Origin of the sequence: Agriterribacter sp., from assembly GCF_035497235.1 — a bacterium.
Taxonomy (GTDB): domain Bacteria; phylum Bacteroidota; class Bacteroidia; order Chitinophagales; family Chitinophagaceae; genus Agriterribacter.
Genome location: NZ_DATJEB010000049.1, coordinates 1 through 17290, shown reverse-complemented (window position 1 = coordinate 17290; position 17290 = coordinate 1). Strand labels below are relative to the sequence as shown.

The following is a 17290-nucleotide window of genomic DNA, read 5'->3' as shown; positions in this document are numbered from 1 at the left end:
GTTACTTTCATCTGCGCAACTATTTAATAACCTGCATTGCTAAATAAGATTCCCGCTGATTACCCAGCATATCCGCAGTTTTTTTCTGCGATGTGGTTGCCCAATGCGTGAAAATAAGGCGGAACAAGAAAGTAAAAATGCCAGATGCTATCATTGCAGCAACAGCCATCATCTATAACCTTACCCTTATTACAAGCGATAACGATTTTAACAACATTGATGAACTGAAAATCTTTGCCCCACACGATTTGTAAAACAAAGCGAAAATTTAAAATGCGTCCAAATTAATTTCAAACAGTTGAAGTGGAAGCTCCGGTTATGATCCGGCGGTGGTAATTAATTTGTCCGATATGATAATTTAAATGGGATAGGAGATAGATCAGAAAGTAGCTGGTATTTGTTTTTTCATCCAGCACCGGTAGTATATAATCTTTTTGTAAATCAATTTTAGAAAGCTGTTCCAGGGTATCTGTTACAACAGACCGGGTAGTATCAATATCTTCTAAAAGTTTGCTGCGCGGAATATTCTTTACCCTGAACTCGGCGTCCCGGTTGCGTACATAACCCGAATCGCCCAATACCGCTCCAATGAAATGCTGAAGATTGCCGGTGAGGTGCAGGCAGAGATTACCCCCGCTGTTACTGATCCCTTCCTTTATTTGCCATAACTGCTCGTCTTTGGGATACAGGCTGATTTCTTCCTTTAACTTGTCGAGATCTTTTTGAAAAAGAGGGATGAGATGTTTGGTGATCATACTTGATTATGTTGTGAGATACAAACGTCGTTGTTTTAAAAAAATTTTATTTTGATGTGTTTCGCTATCAAATCCTGTACCATGTCTTTGGGCAAAGCAGCTTTACTTAACGCGCTTGTCGCAATGGCATGGATTTGCAAATTTGAATTTTCTTTTTTAAAAAACAGTAACAAATTTTCAATAATCTTTTGACAATGCCTTGTATATACATGATTCACATATCTGAAGCGGGCCCAAAAAAAAGGTAAAATCCTTGCCTGTTGCAGCATTATGTACTAACTTTGCCGACCCAATTTAAAACCGTTGGGTTTATATCATGTCAGAAGAAAATCAAATTATTAACCTGCCTACCGGCGAGGCAGGCACAAACGCTGATATACAGGAGGTTGCCCATGAGCCTGCAGCGACAACAAATGAACCTGTAAAAGCGGTAGCCGAAGAACTGGTAACCGCGCATGATGATTTTGACTGGAGCATTGACAAACGGAATGTTTCTTCCTATAGCCAGGAAGAAAAGGAAAAGTATGATACCGTTTATGAAGGTACTTTCAAGGCTATTTCAGACAATGAAATGGTGGAAGGTATTGTGGTTGGCGTTACCAAAACCGATGTTGTAATCAATATTGGTTTTAAAAGCGATGGATTGGTTTCTTTAAATGAGTTCCGCGATTTATCCGGATTAAAAGTTGGCGATGTAGTAGAAGTAATGGTGGTGGAAAAGGAAGACAGGGAAGGACACCTGCACCTGAGCCGTAAGCAGGCACGCATTACACGCGCGTGGGAACGCATTGTAGAAATACATAAAACAGGTGAAGTGGTAACCGGTATTGTTACCAGCAAAACCAAAGGTGGATTGATTGTAGACGTATTTGGTATGGAAACCTTCCTGCCCGGTTCGCAGATAGATGTGAAACCCGTTACGGATTATGATCAGTTTGTTGGCAAAACCATGGAGTTTAAAGTGGTTAAGATCAACGAAACCATTAAAAACGCTGTTGTATCTCATAAAGCACTTATTGAAAGCGATATTGAAGCGCAACGTGCGGAAATTATCAGCAAGCTGGAAAAAGGTCAGGTACTGGAAGGAACAATTAAAAATATTACAGACTTTGGCGCATTCCTGGATCTTGGCGGACTGGATGGATTACTGTACATCACCGACATTAGTTGGGGACGTATCAGCCACCCAAGCGAAGTACTGAAAATGGATCAGAAGCTGAATGTGGTTGTGCTTGATTTTGATGATGATAAAAAACGTATTAGCCTCGGACTGAAACAACTTACGCCACATCCGTGGGACACGTTGCCTGAAGCCGTAGGCGAGGGCAAAGTGGTGAAAGGCAAAGTAGTAAATATTGAAGATTATGGCGCTTTCCTTGAAATATTACCGGGCGTGGAAGGATTGGTGCATGTAAGTGAAATTACATGGGCTAATACGCCTATTAATGCTAAGGAATTCTTTAAGCTGGGCGATGAGCATGAAGCTAAAATTGTAACGCTTGATAAAGATTCCAGGAAGATGAGCTTGTCTATTAAGCAGCTTACGCCCGATCCCTGGAATGAAATTGAGAACAAGTACCCGGTTGACAGCCGTCACAAAGGCCTGGTAAAAAATATCACTCCTTATGGCGTATTTGTTGAACTGGAACCCGGTATTGGCGGAATGATCCATATCAGCGACCTGAGCTGGCTGAAACGCTTTAACCATCCGGGAGAATATACTAAAGTAGGCGCGGATATAGACGTAGTGATCCTGGGTATTGACAAAGACAACCGCAAACTTCAGTTAGGACATAAGCAACTGGAAGAAGATCCCTGGAATGCTTTACAGGATACTTTCGCGGTAGGTTCTGTTCACGAAGGTGCTGTAACCCGTAAAGATGAAAAAGGCGCTATTGTTCAGTTGCCTTACGGGCTCGAAGGTTTTGCACCCAACCGTCACCTGTTGAAAGAAGATGGGAAAACAGTTGGCGCTGACGAAACCAGCCAGTTTGTAGTAATTGAATTCGACAGGAACGAGAAGCGCATCGTACTAAGCCATACCCGCATTTGGGAACAGGCAAAGGCCGATGAAAAAGAAGCCGAGAACAAAGAAAAGAAAGTAGAAGCTGCTAAAACCAAAAAAGCCGTTAAAGACATACAGGGTAAAGTTGAAAAAACAACCTTAGGTGATCTTGGCGTACTGGCAGAACTCAAGAAAAAGATGGAACAGGGTGGAAGCCAAACTCCCGGAGAAACACCGGCAGCAGAGTAATCCTCCCTCCTATCCACGGTTTCAATAAAATTGTAAATCCGTCATGTTCAAAAGCATGACGGATTTTTTTATGGAGACAAGCATTTTGTAAATCGCTAAATCAAAACTTGCAGGTTACAGTCTGCTGCGGTCAGAGACATCATGCAGCAACAAACCCCTGGGATTTCCTATTGTACCCATGTGTTTTTTCTTTGAATACATAGGGTCATAGGTACACATAGGTTTTAAATCTTCTATTGTACTCCTATGCTCCTATTGTGTCTATGTGCTTTATTTGAACAAACTGGTCTCCATTCCACACATCGCGCCAATCATTTTGCCCAGGTATTATTCGAGTCATCAATATCCGGAAATACATGATCAGGGTCAATAACCACTTTGCTTAAAGCTTCATTGGTATTTACTTTAAACGTCCATGAATTATTATTCTGCCATATCTCAATGGGAAGGGTTATCCTGCCTGTTTTTCCGCTTGCCACAGTATATTCCACAATTACCGGCATTGCCATCTGGTTAGCGTTTTCTATACTGATCAACGCCCCCTCTTTGGGATCGCCGTTTACATATTCAACACCTTTAATAACCTGGTCTAAAGCATAATTATTCAGGATCATGCCCCTCCAGAACCACGCTAAATCTTCACCGGCGCTGTTTTCCATGCTGCGGAAAAAATCCCAGGGGGCAGGATGCTTATACGCCCAGTCGCTGATATAGCGCTTAAGCGCGTAATCAAACCTGTCCTGTCCCAGAATTTGGTTGCGTAATAGCTCCATCGCATAACCGGGTTTATAGTATAAGAGGTTGCCGATATTTCTTTCCTTCATAGCATCGGGTGTATTGTATATGGCTTCCGATTGCGGGCCAAACATATACCCGATCTGGTGCGGATCTCTTTTCCGCGATTTATATTCACCGTTGTTGAAGTCGGATGCAGATATGCCGTTGATAAAGGTATTGAAGCCTTCATCCATCCAGCCGTACCTTCTTTCATTACTACCTACGATCATCGGGAACCAGGTATGCCCGAACTCGTGATCGGTTACGCCCCACAATCCTGCGGCAGTAGCTCTTGCCCCGCAAAAAACAATAGCAGGATACTCCATACCGCCTACATTGCTCGCTACATTTACCGCGGAATAATAAGGGTAAGGGAACCAGCGCTTAGAATAATTTTCTATAGAAGCTTTAGTATACTCCGTAGATCTGCCCCAGGCATTATTTCCGTCTGATTCAACAGGATATACCGACATGGCCAATCCTTTTTTGCCATCGGGAAGATTCATTTTTGCGGCATCCCATATAAATGAGCGGGAAGCTGCCCATGCAAAATCACGTGCGTTAGCGATCTTAAAATTCCAGGTAAGCGTTGATTTCCCCGGCTGCGCGCTTGCTTTAGCCGCTTCATCTTTTCCACGAATAATAATCGTTTTGTCGCTTTCTTTAGCCTGGTTATACCGTTGCAGTTGCTGTGCGGTTAATACTTCTTTAGGGTTCTGTAATTCACCGGAGCCTGCTACAATCATACCGGAAGGAACTGTAATGCTTACGTCAAAGTCGCCATATTCCAAGTAAAATTCACTGGCGCCAAGATAGGGATCGGTGTTCCATCCTCTTATATCGTCAAATACACACATGCGGGGGTACCATTGCGCCACAGAAAAAATATCTCCGTTGCGTGTAGTTAAAATGCCGGTCCTGTCTGCACCGTACTGCGGTATCGTATACGTGTAGGTCATTTTTAGCTTCAGTTCACCACCCTTTGCCGCAACTGGCCTGTCTAATCGCACCTGCATACGCGTATCGCTTATTAGATAGTTTGCCCTGGTTTCTGTTTGCCCGTTAACCAGCATAACGGATTGAAACCGGAATCCGCCTTTAAACGCACTGCCCGCATCGCCATAACGGCTATGCCCGCCCGCCGGTAATTTCGCATGTCCCCTTGAAGTATCATTAAATAAATTCTGATCTAACTGCAGCCATATATAGGCAAGCTGCTGCGGACTGTTGTTTTTATAGTCGAGTGTAACCGTTGCCGTTACTTCATTCTTACTGTCGTTTAAGGCGGCGTTGATCCGGTAGTTGGCCCTGTTTTGCCAGTATGCGGCGCCGGGTGCCCCATTTGCCGCACGGTATTCATTACCGTTATAAGTATAAAAAAGCGGGGAGAAAAGAGTATGGTAATCAAAGCCCGGGCCCGTTGCCGGCGCTACCTGGGCTATTAGCCCGGAAAATGTTAGCACTGTAATGCATGTTAATAAAGCTTTCTTCATCATCAACGTATTGTTTTGTTATTGTAATGACGCCAGCAAGGTTCTGCCCTCCGCTTTCAGCAATTCATCATCGCCGGTGCGGGGTGGCATCTTTACCATTTTACTGAGTATTTCTATTGCCTTACCGGTGCTGTGATTTTGTACGTAGGTATTAGCCAGGTCCAGATAATTAACCAGCATCCACGGATTGGCAGTACGGGCTTTTTCAAAATGCCGGATGGCGGCTTCAAGAGAAGCTTTGGGCATTCCTCCAAATAGCACTTTAACAGCGGCTTTTTCCGCTACATTCAAATTATAAATTTCGGTATTCCATTTGCCGGATATGTATAAAGCCCCGGCATACGCGGGATTAAACAGCAGGGCAGAATCGGCGTAGTACTTCATATCTCTGAGATTTGCTGCCTTGTCTTTACCTTTTGTTACCGTAGCCAGCTTCATAGCGGTGTAAGACATTACATAAAAAGCATCTGCATAATTTTGCTTTTGTTTCAGCGCCGTTTCAGCGTAAGCCTTTGCTGTGGTAAACCAGGTGGCTTTTTGATCGTTATCTTTAAGCCTGCCGCCTATTCTTCCTGTTAGCTCTGCCGCTTTACATAAGGCGATAATATTGCCGGGCTGTATCTTCAGTACCGATTGGTACGCTTCCAATGCTTCCGTTTCTTTTAAGTTCTTTTCCAGCTTTGCGGCCTCCTCCAGCAGAGGCGCCATATCCTGGGTATATACTATACAGGCAAACAGCAACGCTATTACAGATAAAATGCCGTATTTCATAAATAAACCTGGTTTTGGATGATGCGCATAGATGTTGTATTAATGAAAATATTGTTTATGGTAGGTAACACTGGTTTCACCCTGAAAATTAAGCAGGGGCGGATTAATTTTGCTCACAGAAACGTTAATTTCCCGCACAACGGGAAATTGCTTTTTAATTTGCCGGGCAATATCCATGGCAATGGTTTCCAGCAATGGCTCCGGAATTTGCATCCTGTCTTTTACCAGTTGGTATAAAACGGCATAATTAATAGTATCCTGCAGCTTAGTGATCATTTGCGCAGGCTCGGTAAAATATACGTCTAAATTCACTTCAAAATTATTGCCCGTTGCCTTTTCCTCTTTATACAAGCCATGAAAAGCATGAAATTTTAAGTGATGGAGAGAAATTTTTAGCATACAGGTTTCAGGTTTCAGCTATGAGCTAATACAACGTCTATCCTTGTCTTCTTACTTCTTACTTCTTATTTCTTATTTCTTATTTCTCTCCTCCCACCCCTCTCAATGCAATCCTTTCTCTCCCAGCCATCTTTCTGCATCTAAGGCGGCCATACAGCCGGTGCCTGCCGCTGTTACCGCCTGGCGGTATATTTTATCCTGTACATCGCCTGCAGCAAATACGCCCTCTGCATTGGTTTTGGTGGTACCGGGTACTGTTTTAATGTAACCTGCTTCATCCATTTCCAGCCAGTCTTTAAAGATAGCGGAATTGGGCTCATGCCCTATGGCCACAAAAAATCCGCTAACCCGGATAGTCTGCGTTTGGCCGGTCTTTATATCTTTAATACGTACGGCTTCTGTTTTATGTTCACCCAATATTTCCTCCGTTTCGGTATTCCAGTATATTTTAATGTTGGGTGTTTTAAAAACCCTTTCCTGCATCACTTTCGAAGCGCGCATCTCATCGCGGCGCACAAACATATGTACAACGGAGGTTAGCTTGGAAAGGTACAACGCCTCTTCAGCAGCGGTATCGCCGGCGCCTACTATTGCTACTTCTTTTCCGCGGAAGAAAAATCCATCGCATACCGCGCAGGCGCTTACGCCAAAGCCATTCAGGCGTTCTTCGCTTGCTAACCCCAGCCATTTGGCAGAGGCCCCGGTAGCGATGATTACCGCATCGGCTTCTATTAATTTTTCATCGTCTATCCATACTTTGCGCGGGTGTGCCGAAAAATCAACTTTAGTTGCCAGCCCAAAACGAATATCCGCACCCATACGGGAGGCCTGCTTTTCAAAGTCAACCATCATTTCCGGTCCCTGCACGCCATCGGCATAGCCGGGATAATTTTCAACTTCTGTAGTAATGGTGAGCTGTCCGCCCGGCTGAATGCCCTGGTATAAAACGGGTTTCAGGTTAGCGCGTGCCGCGTAAATAGCTGCTGTGTATCCGGCCGGACCGGAACCAATAATTAAACAATGTACTTTTTCCGCTGCTGTATTATCCATAATGCTTCCTTTTAATCATTTTGTCTTGTGTTATACACCACATATCCTTTATTAAAATAAATCCTGCAAAATTAACTGTATTTCTCCAATTGGCAGCAGCCTTGTGCTAAGCGTTGCATATCATGTGAATAACCGGCGCCTTTTCTCTGGAAATATTACCATACGGCATAATAAGGAATGAAGGAGAAGCACATTGTTTTAGTGGTATAATGCAAAAAAATCCCGGCATCTGAATATTTCAAATACCGGGAACACTTTCTGGCTTATTCTAAAAATCAATTATTATCCTAAGTATGCTTTCAGTGAGCTGCTGTAGCGCGCTTTTTGCAGGCGTTTAATCGCTCTTTCTTTAATCTGGCGGATGCGTTCTTTGGTAAGGTCGTACTTTTGTCCAATCTGTTCAATAGTAACGCCGTTTTCGCCGTCTAATCCAAAATAGGCATTCACAATTTCAGCTTCCCGTGGGCTTAGCGATTTCAGTACCCTGCGAATTTCATTGCGTAAAGAATCTTTCATTACATCGTCATCGGTTTCTGAGCCACCTTCCAGCAGGTCGCCCATTGCCACATCTTCCGCTTCATGCACAGGCGCATCTAAAGAGGTATGGCGGGTATTGCTCTGGAAAATATTGTTGATCTCTGTTTCGCTCATTTCGAGCAGCTCGGCCAGTTCTTCGGTGCTTGGTTCGCGTTCATGCTCCTGTTCAAATGCCATATAGGCTTTATTGGCCTTATTATACGTGCCAATTTTATTTTGAGGTAAACGTACCAAACGACCCTGTTCGGCCAATGCCTGTAAAATAGACTGGCGGATCCACCATACGGCGTAAGAAATAAATTTAAAGCCCTTGGTTTCATCAAATCGCTGTGCAGCTTTAATTAAGCCTAAGTTGCCCTCATTAATCAGATCGCTCAGTGATAATCCCTGGTGCTGGTATTGTTTTGCAACGGAAACAACAAACCTGAGGTTAGCCTGCACTAATTTATCCAAAGCTCTCTGATCACCCATTTTAATGCGTTGTGCCAGCACGGTTTCTTCTTCCGGCGTGATCATCGAAATTTTAGATATTTCCTGCAGATACTTTTCCACCGCCTGTGAATCGCGGTTAGTGATTTGCGTTGCAATTTTTAGTTGTCTCATATCCTTTTAATTAGTATAAAATGATTTTATAAAAAATATTACGTATTGATAACGAATTAGCTAAATTGCCAAGTGCGTCTGGATAGAGACAGGTTTGCGGGCTAAAGAGTTGCAAAATGGGTGCAAACGATATGTTATTTATTCCCGAGAGCTGTGTCTGAGACGATCGGTAAAGGTAATACGCAAAATTTTCATCTCATAATGTTTATAAGAAAAGACGCAAAAAAAAGATAAAATAAACTGTATAATTAACATTTTCGTGGAATGCAAACGATTGTGTTGCTGCGGGCATCCTGTAGCATCTTGGTTGAATAGTGTGATTGGAATTCGTATTTAACTTTTCTTTAGCAATACAATTCTATCCTTTCTTTAAATATTATTCGTGGTATGATCATAGATTTTCGTTCAGATACGGTTACCCGGCCAACGCAGGGCATGCTGGAAGCCATGATGAAGGCGAATGTGGGAGATGATGTTTTTGGAGAAGATGAGGCGGTAAACGCCCTCGAAGCTTTTGCAGCGGGTATATTCGGAATGGAAGCCGGTATTTTTTGCGCCAGCGGTACCATGACCAATCAGATTGCGATAAAATGCCATACACAACCCGCTGATGAAGTGATTTGTGAAGGGCAGTCACACATTTACCAGTATGAGGGCGGCGGTATAGCTTTTAATTCGGGATGCCAGGTAAAGCTTATTGATGGCAACCGGGGACGCATAACCGCAGATGAGATCAGCGCGGTCATCAACCCCAGCGATATACACAAACCGCCCAGCAGGCTGGTGAGCCTTGAAAATACGTCAAACCGTGGCGGGGGAAGCTGTTACGATATTCGGGAGATAGAAAAGATCAGGGAATTATGCAACCGCGAAAAACTACAATTGCATTTAGACGGCGCCAGGCTGTTTAACGCATTAGTAGCCCGCAACGAAACGCCGGAGGCATACGGAAGGTTATTTGACAGTATTTCCATTTGCCTGAGCAAGGGTTTAGGCGCGCCGGTAGGCAGTATTTTGCTGGGCAAAAAGGAATGTATACATAAAGCGCGGCGTATAAGAAAAATTTTAGGCGGAGGTATGCGCCAGGCGGGGTATCTGGCTGCTGCCGGCTTGTATGCATTGCAGCATCATGTAACCAGGCTGAGCGAAGATCACGGGCATGCGCAGCAAATAGCAGAAACCTTGCAGGTGCAGGATTTTGTAAAAAGTATGATGCCTGTAGAAACGAATATTATCATTTTTGAAGTAAATCCTCCCTATACCGCCCTGCTGCTTACCCAAAAACTAAAAGAGCACGGTGTGCTGGTATACGCTATTTCGCCTACGCGTATACGTATGGTGCTGCATCTCGGTATTACCCCGGCTATGGTAAACACAACCTGTGCTGTTGTGGCCGGTTTGCAGTTAGATGAAAGCGGAATAAATACTGGGTTTGAGGGGCAGGTATGAGGTTGCAGGTCTCAGGTCTCAGGATGCATCCCTGTAACTTATGCCCTTTCACTTCTCACTCCTGAATTTTTTAGTTTATAGTTTACGGTTTATAGTTTACGGTTGCATTTCGCTTCGGATTTTGCCTTTCATGGTGAGGCACGAACCATCTGTATTAATCTGGTTCTTGTAATTTGCTTTTTGATGCTTTTCTCCCGGGTAATTGCAGGACTTCTTATCTTTGGACAAATCAGTAATATATGTCATTCCCCCATGTAAATCCTACCCAAACTGCGGCGTGGAAGGCGCTCGGCGAATATTATACCACGATGCGCGGCAAGAAAATAAAAGACTTTTTTAAAGATAACCCTGCCAGGTTTGAACAGTATTCCATTGCTTTTGAAGATATATTGTTCGACTATTCCAAGAATATTGTTGATGAAAAAGCATTTTCATTGCTGCTTAACCTGGCAGCGGAGTGCGGGCTGAAAGACGCTATAGCCGCGATGTTTAACGGCGACAAGATCAATCAAACCGAAAACCGGTCTGTGCTGCATACCGCCCTGCGTAATTTTTCGGGTGAGCCGGTTTTGTCTGACGGTAAGGATGTTATGCCTGCTGTACAGCGGGTATTGCTGCAAATGAAAACCTTTGCTAACCGGATACACAGCGGCGAATGGAAAGGGTATACAGGTAAAAAAATAAAATACATCGTTAATATAGGTATTGGCGGCAGCGACCTCGGCCCCGTAATGGTAACGGAAGCGCTGAAGCCCTATTGGGTGGAAGGTATACAAACCTATTATGTGTCGAATGTAGATGGTACGCATATTGCGGAAACCTTAAAAAAAGTAACACCGGAAGAAACGCTGTTTCTTATTGCTTCCAAAACCTTTACCACGCAGGAAACCATGACCAATGCCCATACGGCAAGGCGTTGGTTTTTACAAACCGCCAAAGATGAAAAACAGGTGGCCAAACATTTTGCAGCGCTCTCTACCAATGAAAAAGCGGTGGAGGATTTTGGTATTGATAAAGCCAATATGTTTGAATTCTGGGATTGGGTGGGCGGCAGGTACAGCCTGTGGAGTGCTATAGGACTGTCTATTGTACTCACCATTGGGTATAATCATTTTGAACAGATACTGAAAGGCGCTTATGCTGCCGATCTTCATTTTCAGCATACGGCATCTGAAAAAAATATACCGGTAGTTATGGCGCTTATGGGTTTATGGTATACCAATTTTTTTGGCGCCCAAACCGAGGCTATCCTTCCTTACGACCAGTATATGCACCGCTTTGCCGCTTATTTTCAGCAGGGCAATATGGAAAGCAACGGTAAACATGTTGACCGCAATGGAAACAAAACCGCGTATTCAACAGGGCCGGTAATTTGGGGTGAGCCGGGTACCAACGGGCAGCACGCGTTTTACCAGCTCATTCACCAGGGTACTGTGCTTATTCCCTGCGATTTTATTGCGCCGGCCATCAGCCATAATCCTGTAGGGGATCATCATCTGAAATTATTGTCCAATTTTTTTGCGCAAACCGAGGCCTTAATGAACGGCAAAACAAAAGAGGCGGTAGAAAGTGAGCTGGGCAAATTACCGGAAGCGGAAAAAGAGCAGCTTATACCATTTAAGGTTTTTGAGGGAAACAGGCCCACTAATTCTTTTTTAATAAAAAAAATTACACCGTACAGTTTAGGCCAGCTCATTGCATTGTATGAGCATAAAATTTTTGTTCAGGGCGTAATATGGAATATTTTCAGCTTTGACCAGTGGGGCGTGGAGTTAGGCAAGCAATTAGCCAGCACCATTTTGCCGGAATTGCAGCATAACGAACAGGTAAGTGCACACGATGGTTCAACCAACGGCCTCATTAACCGGTACAAGGAAATGAGGAAAGGGTAACCTGGAGCTGTGTTATGTTCATCATAAAATAAGGTATGATATTTTACGCTCAACTTAACAGCAGTGCAGCAAAAAAAGACCCCGGGCAGTTCCGGGGTCTTTCAATATGTAAGTGCATTAAATAAAATAAGGCAGTAAACAAACTACCATTTATCTACTTCTTCATCGGCGCCGTTGTTTTGAACGGGCGCTTCTTCAGCAACGGGAGCCACTTCGGTTACCACAGCTACAGCTTCATCCGTAATTGTTTCAATTTCCACTTCTTCATTCTCACCAAAGGGTGTGTCATGATTGAAAGCATCGAAATCAAAATCCGGCATCAACTCGGTTTTAACATGATCCACGGCTTCATTGAGCGCTTTAATGAATTTGTTGAAATCTTCCTTGTACAGGAAAATTTTGTGCCTGTCATATCCGTTGTCATTAAAACGCTTGCGGCTTTCAGTGATGGTCAGATAGTAATCCTGGTTGCGGGTGCTTCTTACATCAAAGAAATATGTTCTGCGTTTTCCTGCACGGATGCGCTTGCTGTACACACTCTCCATCCTTTTGTCGTTGTTGTCGTACGCCACAGTAATAAATTTTTAAAGGTTTAACTTGTTCCTTGTTTTAAGAGGAACAAAGATAAAATTGTTTTTGAATTGACAAAATTTTAACCAAACTCTTATATTGGCAGTTTGGACAGGTTTTTATTCTTCCTTTTGTTCCTGTTCCTGCTGCTGGCGGTACATTTCGGTATAGTGTCCGTTGAGCATCAGCAACGCTTCATGTGTACCTTTTTCCAGGATTCTGCCATTATCCATTACTATTATGCTGTCGAATGAAAAAAGGCTGAAAATGCGGTGGGTAATGATAATGGCGGTTTTATCTTTCAAAAAAGCGTATAAGTTACCAATAATTTCCTTTTCCGTTCTGGCATCCACGGCGCTCAAGCAGTCGTCAAATACTACAATCTCAGGGTCTTTGATCATGGCGCGGGCAATAGATATCCGTTGTTTCTGACCGCCGCTCAGGGTAACGCCACGTTCACCCACCATTGTTTGAAAACCTTCCGGGAACCGGCCAATCTCCTTTTCTACGCCGGCCTGCCGGGCCGCTGTATGAATCATTTCTTCTGTAGCCTTATCTAGTCCGAAGCCAATATTACCCGCTATACTGTCGCTGAACAAAAAAACATCCTGGGGCACATAACTGATCTGCGCTCTCATTTGACGTACATCCATTTGGCGGATATCGGTTCCATCCATCAGAATTTTACCGTGAGTAGGGTCGTACATTCTCAGCAGCAACTGTGCAATAGTTGACTTGCCGCTGCCTGTTTTACCAATAACGGCTATCTTGTTGCCTTTTGGAATGTCTAATGAAAAATCTTTTAGTGCCCTGATACCCGTATGCGGGTAAGTAAAGTCTACATGTTCAAAGCGGATATGTCCCCGCAGGTGAACCGGCAAAGGGGCCGCAATGTTCTGAATATCAGGAACCGTATCTAAAAATTCATTGAGTCTTTTTTGCGAGGCGGATGCTCTTTGCACCATACTGGCCACCCAGCCAATAGAGCTTACCGGAAAAGTGAGCATATTGATATACACCACAAATTCGGCAATGGTTCCAATAGTAATATCATCCGGGTTGCGGATATGGTATAAGCCGCCTATCATAATGGTAAGCAGGGTGCTTAAGCCAATCAGCAGGCTTATGGAAGGAAAGTAAATAGCTTCGATCTTAGCTAAGTTAACGGCGCTTTTTTTGTAGGCTTCGCTATTTCGCTCAAAAAAATGTTCCATGGTGCTTTCCTGCACAAATGATTTAATTACTCTTATACCGGAGTAAGATTCCTGGGCATTGGTAGTAAGGGTGCTGAGCTGCGCCTGTATGTTTTCGCTTCTTTTATGAATAATGGTGTTAACGATGTAAATAGTTATGGCCAAAATGGGCAGCGGCGCCAGCACATAGAGCGTGAGTTCCCAGTTTTTTTGAAACATATAAAAAAGACTAAGGCCAATAAGCGCAACAAGGTTGATAAAATACATCATGGCCGGGCCGGTATACATTCTAACGCGGCTTACGTCTTCAGCCATACGGCTCATTAAATCGCCGGTGCTGTGCGCTTTATAAAAAGCGGTATCCAGCTTCTGGTAATGCTCATATACTTCGTTCTTCTGGTCGTATTCTATCAGGCGGCTCATTACAATAATAGTTTGCCGCATAAAGAACATAAAAACGCCTCTTAATAAAGCCAGCACCAGTAAAGTAATGCCGCACACCATTACCAGCCAGGTAAAATCGTGCGCCTGTATGCGTTGTTCGGCCTGGTTGATGAAAGCCTTAACAAGCGGGTCGTATTCTTTTGAAAAGGCTTTTGTGTACACCTGCTCTTCTTCGCTGAGCTGGCTTATTTTTATCTGCACCTTATCCATTACATAGCCCGTTACCTGCGGCGCCAGTATGCCAAAATAGTTGGAAACGATTACGAAAATGATGCCCAGCAAAAAACGCCACCTGTACTTCCCGAAATATTTGTTAACAGCTCTTAAATGCTTCAATGCAATTTTTAATTTATGCAAATGTAGTAAAAGGAGGTTAGTGCGGCCGGGAGAAGCATACAAAGCTGACAAATCAAATGTGAGGCATTACGCTTAAATAGATTTTATGTTGGTATATTTGAAACGAACACGCTGCTATTAACCCATAATGCCACGGCAATGAGGGGATTTCTTTTTATGGTTATTCCGGCAACGAAAGTGGAATATTTTTTGTCTGTGTGAAAAGCAGTTTTAAAACTATGAGACTCCTCTGTATAGCGGTCATATTTCTTTTGTTCTTTAATCGGGGGCAGGCCCAGCAACCACCAGGCCGGCCTACAATAGGATTAACCTTAAGCGGTGGCGGAGCCAAGGGGCTTGCTCATATTGGCATACTAAAAGCGATAGATTCGGCAGGGCTTAACATTGATTATATTACCGGCACAAGTATGGGCGGTGTAATTGGTAGTTTATATGCTATTGGTTATTCGGCCGATACCATAGAAAAAATTGCAAGAACCATTGACTGGGAACTTTTATTAAGTAACCAGTCATCCCTTCGCAGTGTATTCATGGACGAAAAGGAAGAATATTCAAAATACGTGGTAGAACTGCCCTGGGTAAATCACCGGTTTACCCTGCCCACGGGTATATTGGAAGGACAGGAATTATGGCTGAAGTTCTCAGAATTATTCTTCCCGGTAAGTCATATCAAAGATTTTTCACAGTTTAGCATTCCGTTTAAATGCATTGCCACCGATGTGGGAAGTGGTGAAGCGGTAGTACTGGAAAATGGCGAAATTGTTTCGGCTGTGCGTTCCAGCATGGCCATACCCTCTTTTTTTACTGCGGTAAAAGCAGGCGATAAGCACCTGGTAGACGGGGGCATTGTACGCAATTTCCCTGTTCAGGATGTAAAAAAAATGGGGGCCGATATAGTTATAGGCAGTAATGTTTCCACGGGACTCCTTGCATCCGATAAAGTGCGTAATGTAATACAGGTACTTTTGCAGGTAGCTTTTTTCAGGGAAGCGGCAGATCAGCTCAATGAAGTTCCGCTTTGTGATATTTATGTGAACTATCCTTTGGAGAAATATAATATGGGCAGCTTCGGGCAGGCAGAGGATATATTAGAAGCAGGAATTAAAAAGGGTAAGGAGTTGTATCCCCGCCTGAAACAGCTTGCCGATTCTTTAAACGCGGTATATGGTACCACTCCGCTTAAGCGCAACAGGCTGCCCGAAATGCAAAAGGTTAAAATAACCTCCTTTGAATTAAGCGGACTGAAGAATACTACCATTGAGTTTTTTATCAATACCCTCAATTTGTTTACAGACAGGTGGTATTCGGCGAAGGATATTTCGAATATGATCCGCCATGCATTTGGCACCCGGTATTATAACCGCATATTATATTCCCTGCATGAACAGCCTGATGGCAGTTATAAAATAGTTTTTGATGTGGTAGAGAACCCGCTGACCTTTGCCAAGCTGGGTTTGCATTATGATAAATTCAGCGGTATCAGTGCTATCGTTAATTTCACCAGCCGCAACTTCATTACTACCAATTCCCGGAGCCTGCTCACCGTAAATATCGGCGACAATTTTCGCGCCAGGGCCGAGCATCTGCAGTATATAGGACGGCACAAAAATTTTTCTTCTTCCCTGGGGGCTCAATATGACAGGTTGGACGTTAACGCCTATGATATGTATCAAACAAAGAACGCTTACCGCGAAACGGGTTTGTATAAGCGGCAGTATTCAAAACTCTACGCCACAACAACTTTTTCATCTAACAGGAAACTGGCAACCGGGCTGGGTTTCCGAATAGAATTCTTTAATTACAAACCTGTCATTTCCGGTGTACTGGAAATTGACGGAAGCAGTAGTTTCCCCACCGTATTCACCTTCCTGAAATACAATACACTGAACAAGCCGGGTTTTCCTACCCGGGGCATGAAGCTTGACCTGGAAGTTGGCCGGGTATTAAAGCAGCATGAAAATATTGTCATTCTTAAAAACGGCCAACCCACCCCTGCCGAGGAATATCCTATAGCTACGCATCCTTACCAAAGAGCTTCACTGAATATGGAAAACTATAATCCTGTTTCAGGTAAAATTACATTGCTAACTTCCCTGCAATCGGGCATTAACCTCAATTACAGCAATAATGTAATGAACGAGTTTGCTATAGGGGGTATGATACCCTTATACAATAACCAGATTGTTTTTGCAGGATTACCCGAAGCTACAACCTATGCCTCCTCCGTTGCGGCTTTTATGGGCGGATTACGATACGAGTTTTTATCCAATACCTACCTTACCGGGCGGGCCAATGTGCTGTGTACCAATTTTGTGAGCAGGAGCGTGTTTTTTAACAACCCCGATTTTTTCTCGGGATATGCACTTACTTTCGGTTATAACTTCGCGTTAGGCCCTCTTGAGGTGAGCGCCATGTACAGTGACCAGTTAAGGAAGGTAACCTCTTACGTTAGCCTGGGCATCAGCTTTTGATCATGACCCGGCCTGTATAGCTTTTATGAAGGCTTTGCGTGCGGTTGGTATGCGACAGGGGAGCGTCAGACCGCATGTTCATCTTAATACTTTTCGGGACGGAGTCCCGGAAGAACATATTGGGTACGCAGTCTGGACTTCTTATGAACATCAAGTCCAACAAAAAATTCCTGACCATTAAAGTCAATTGTTTCTGATAAATTTGTTGTAGGCATAGTGCATGTTTTTAGTTGTTACAAATTGCGAAACTTATTGTTATCGCACTATAAAACTAA

The 17290-nt window shown here is 43.6% G+C and carries 13 protein-coding genes; 5 read left to right on the top strand and 8 right to left on the bottom strand.

Annotated elements, in window-relative coordinates; translation table 11 throughout:
• Positions 1–92: 92 nt before the first annotated feature.
• On the top strand, positions 93–254 hold the full coding sequence (locus VL121_RS16310; protein ID WP_325407278.1) for a PIN domain-containing protein: 162 nt from the start codon (positions 93–95) through the stop codon (positions 252–254).
• Positions 255–290: 36 nt separating this feature from the next.
• Here VL121_RS16310 and VL121_RS16305 read toward each other — a convergent pair whose 3' ends face one another.
• The gene (locus tag VL121_RS16305; protein ID WP_325407276.1) at positions 291–755 is read right to left on the bottom strand and encodes a DUF1572 family protein; all 465 of its coding nucleotides are present in this window, start codon (positions 753–755) and stop codon (positions 291–293) included.
• Positions 756–1071: 316 nt separating this feature from the next.
• Between VL121_RS16305 and rpsA the strand changes: the two genes are divergently transcribed.
• Positions 1072–3009 carry a 30S ribosomal protein S1 gene (gene rpsA, locus VL121_RS16300; protein ID WP_325407274.1) on the top strand — a complete coding sequence of 646 codons (1938 nt, stop codon included), beginning with the start codon at positions 1072–1074 and terminating at the stop codon, positions 3007–3009.
• 311 nt (positions 3010–3320) lie between these two features.
• On the opposite strand, the gene VL121_RS16295 is transcribed toward rpsA, so the two are convergent.
• The 5 genes from VL121_RS16295 to VL121_RS16275 all read right to left on the bottom strand — a co-directional run bounded on the left by VL121_RS16295 (position 3321) and on the right by VL121_RS16275 (position 8639).
• Positions 3321–5249: a M1 family metallopeptidase gene (locus VL121_RS16295; RefSeq protein ID WP_325407272.1), complete on the bottom strand. Its 1929-nt coding sequence runs from the start codon at positions 5247–5249 to the stop codon at positions 3321–3323.
• A 48-nt stretch (positions 5250–5297) separates the two neighbouring features.
• Complete coding sequence (locus VL121_RS16290; protein WP_325407270.1) at positions 5298–6050, bottom strand: hypothetical protein; 753 nt, start codon at positions 6048–6050, stop codon at positions 5298–5300.
• A gap of 39 nt (positions 6051–6089) precedes the next feature.
• Entirely contained in the window at positions 6090–6449 is a 360-nt protein-coding gene (gene folB, locus VL121_RS16285) for a dihydroneopterin aldolase (protein WP_325407267.1), read from the bottom strand.
• Between the two features lie 102 nt (positions 6450–6551).
• On the bottom strand, positions 6552–7499 hold the full coding sequence (gene trxB / locus VL121_RS16280) for a thioredoxin-disulfide reductase (RefSeq protein WP_325407265.1): 948 nt from the start codon (positions 7497–7499) through the stop codon (positions 6552–6554).
• 282 nt (positions 7500–7781) lie between these two features.
• A complete protein-coding gene (locus VL121_RS16275) occupies positions 7782–8639 on the bottom strand; it encodes a sigma-70 family RNA polymerase sigma factor (RefSeq protein WP_152266679.1) in 858 nt (285 codons plus the stop codon).
• Between the two features lie 387 nt (positions 8640–9026).
• Between VL121_RS16275 and VL121_RS16270 the strand changes: the two genes are divergently transcribed.
• Together VL121_RS16270 and pgi are read left to right on the top strand one after the other, a co-directional pair.
• The gene (locus tag VL121_RS16270) at positions 9027–10088 is read left to right on the top strand and encodes a threonine aldolase family protein (protein WP_325407262.1); all 1062 of its coding nucleotides are present in this window, start codon (positions 9027–9029) and stop codon (positions 10086–10088) included.
• Between the two features lie 239 nt (positions 10089–10327).
• A complete protein-coding gene (gene pgi, locus VL121_RS16265) occupies positions 10328–11980 on the top strand; it encodes a glucose-6-phosphate isomerase (protein ID WP_325407260.1) in 1653 nt (550 codons plus the stop codon).
• Positions 11981–12123: 143 nt separating this feature from the next.
• Here the strand turns inward: pgi and VL121_RS16260 are convergent, their stop codons facing one another.
• Together VL121_RS16260 and VL121_RS16255 are read right to left on the bottom strand one after the other, a co-directional pair.
• Positions 12124–12552 carry a DUF3276 family protein gene (locus VL121_RS16260; RefSeq protein WP_325407257.1) on the bottom strand — a complete coding sequence of 143 codons (429 nt, stop codon included), beginning with the start codon at positions 12550–12552 and terminating at the stop codon, positions 12124–12126.
• Between the two features lie 117 nt (positions 12553–12669).
• Positions 12670–14523 (bottom strand): ABC transporter ATP-binding protein, encoded by a 1854-nt coding sequence (locus VL121_RS16255; protein WP_325407255.1) that lies wholly within the window; start codon positions 14521–14523, stop codon positions 12670–12672.
• 239 nt (positions 14524–14762) lie between these two features.
• Between VL121_RS16255 and VL121_RS16250 the strand changes: the two genes are divergently transcribed.
• A complete protein-coding gene (locus VL121_RS16250) occupies positions 14763–17015 on the top strand; it encodes a patatin-like phospholipase family protein (protein WP_325407253.1) in 2253 nt (750 codons plus the stop codon).
• Positions 17016–17290: the final 275 nt, after the last annotated feature.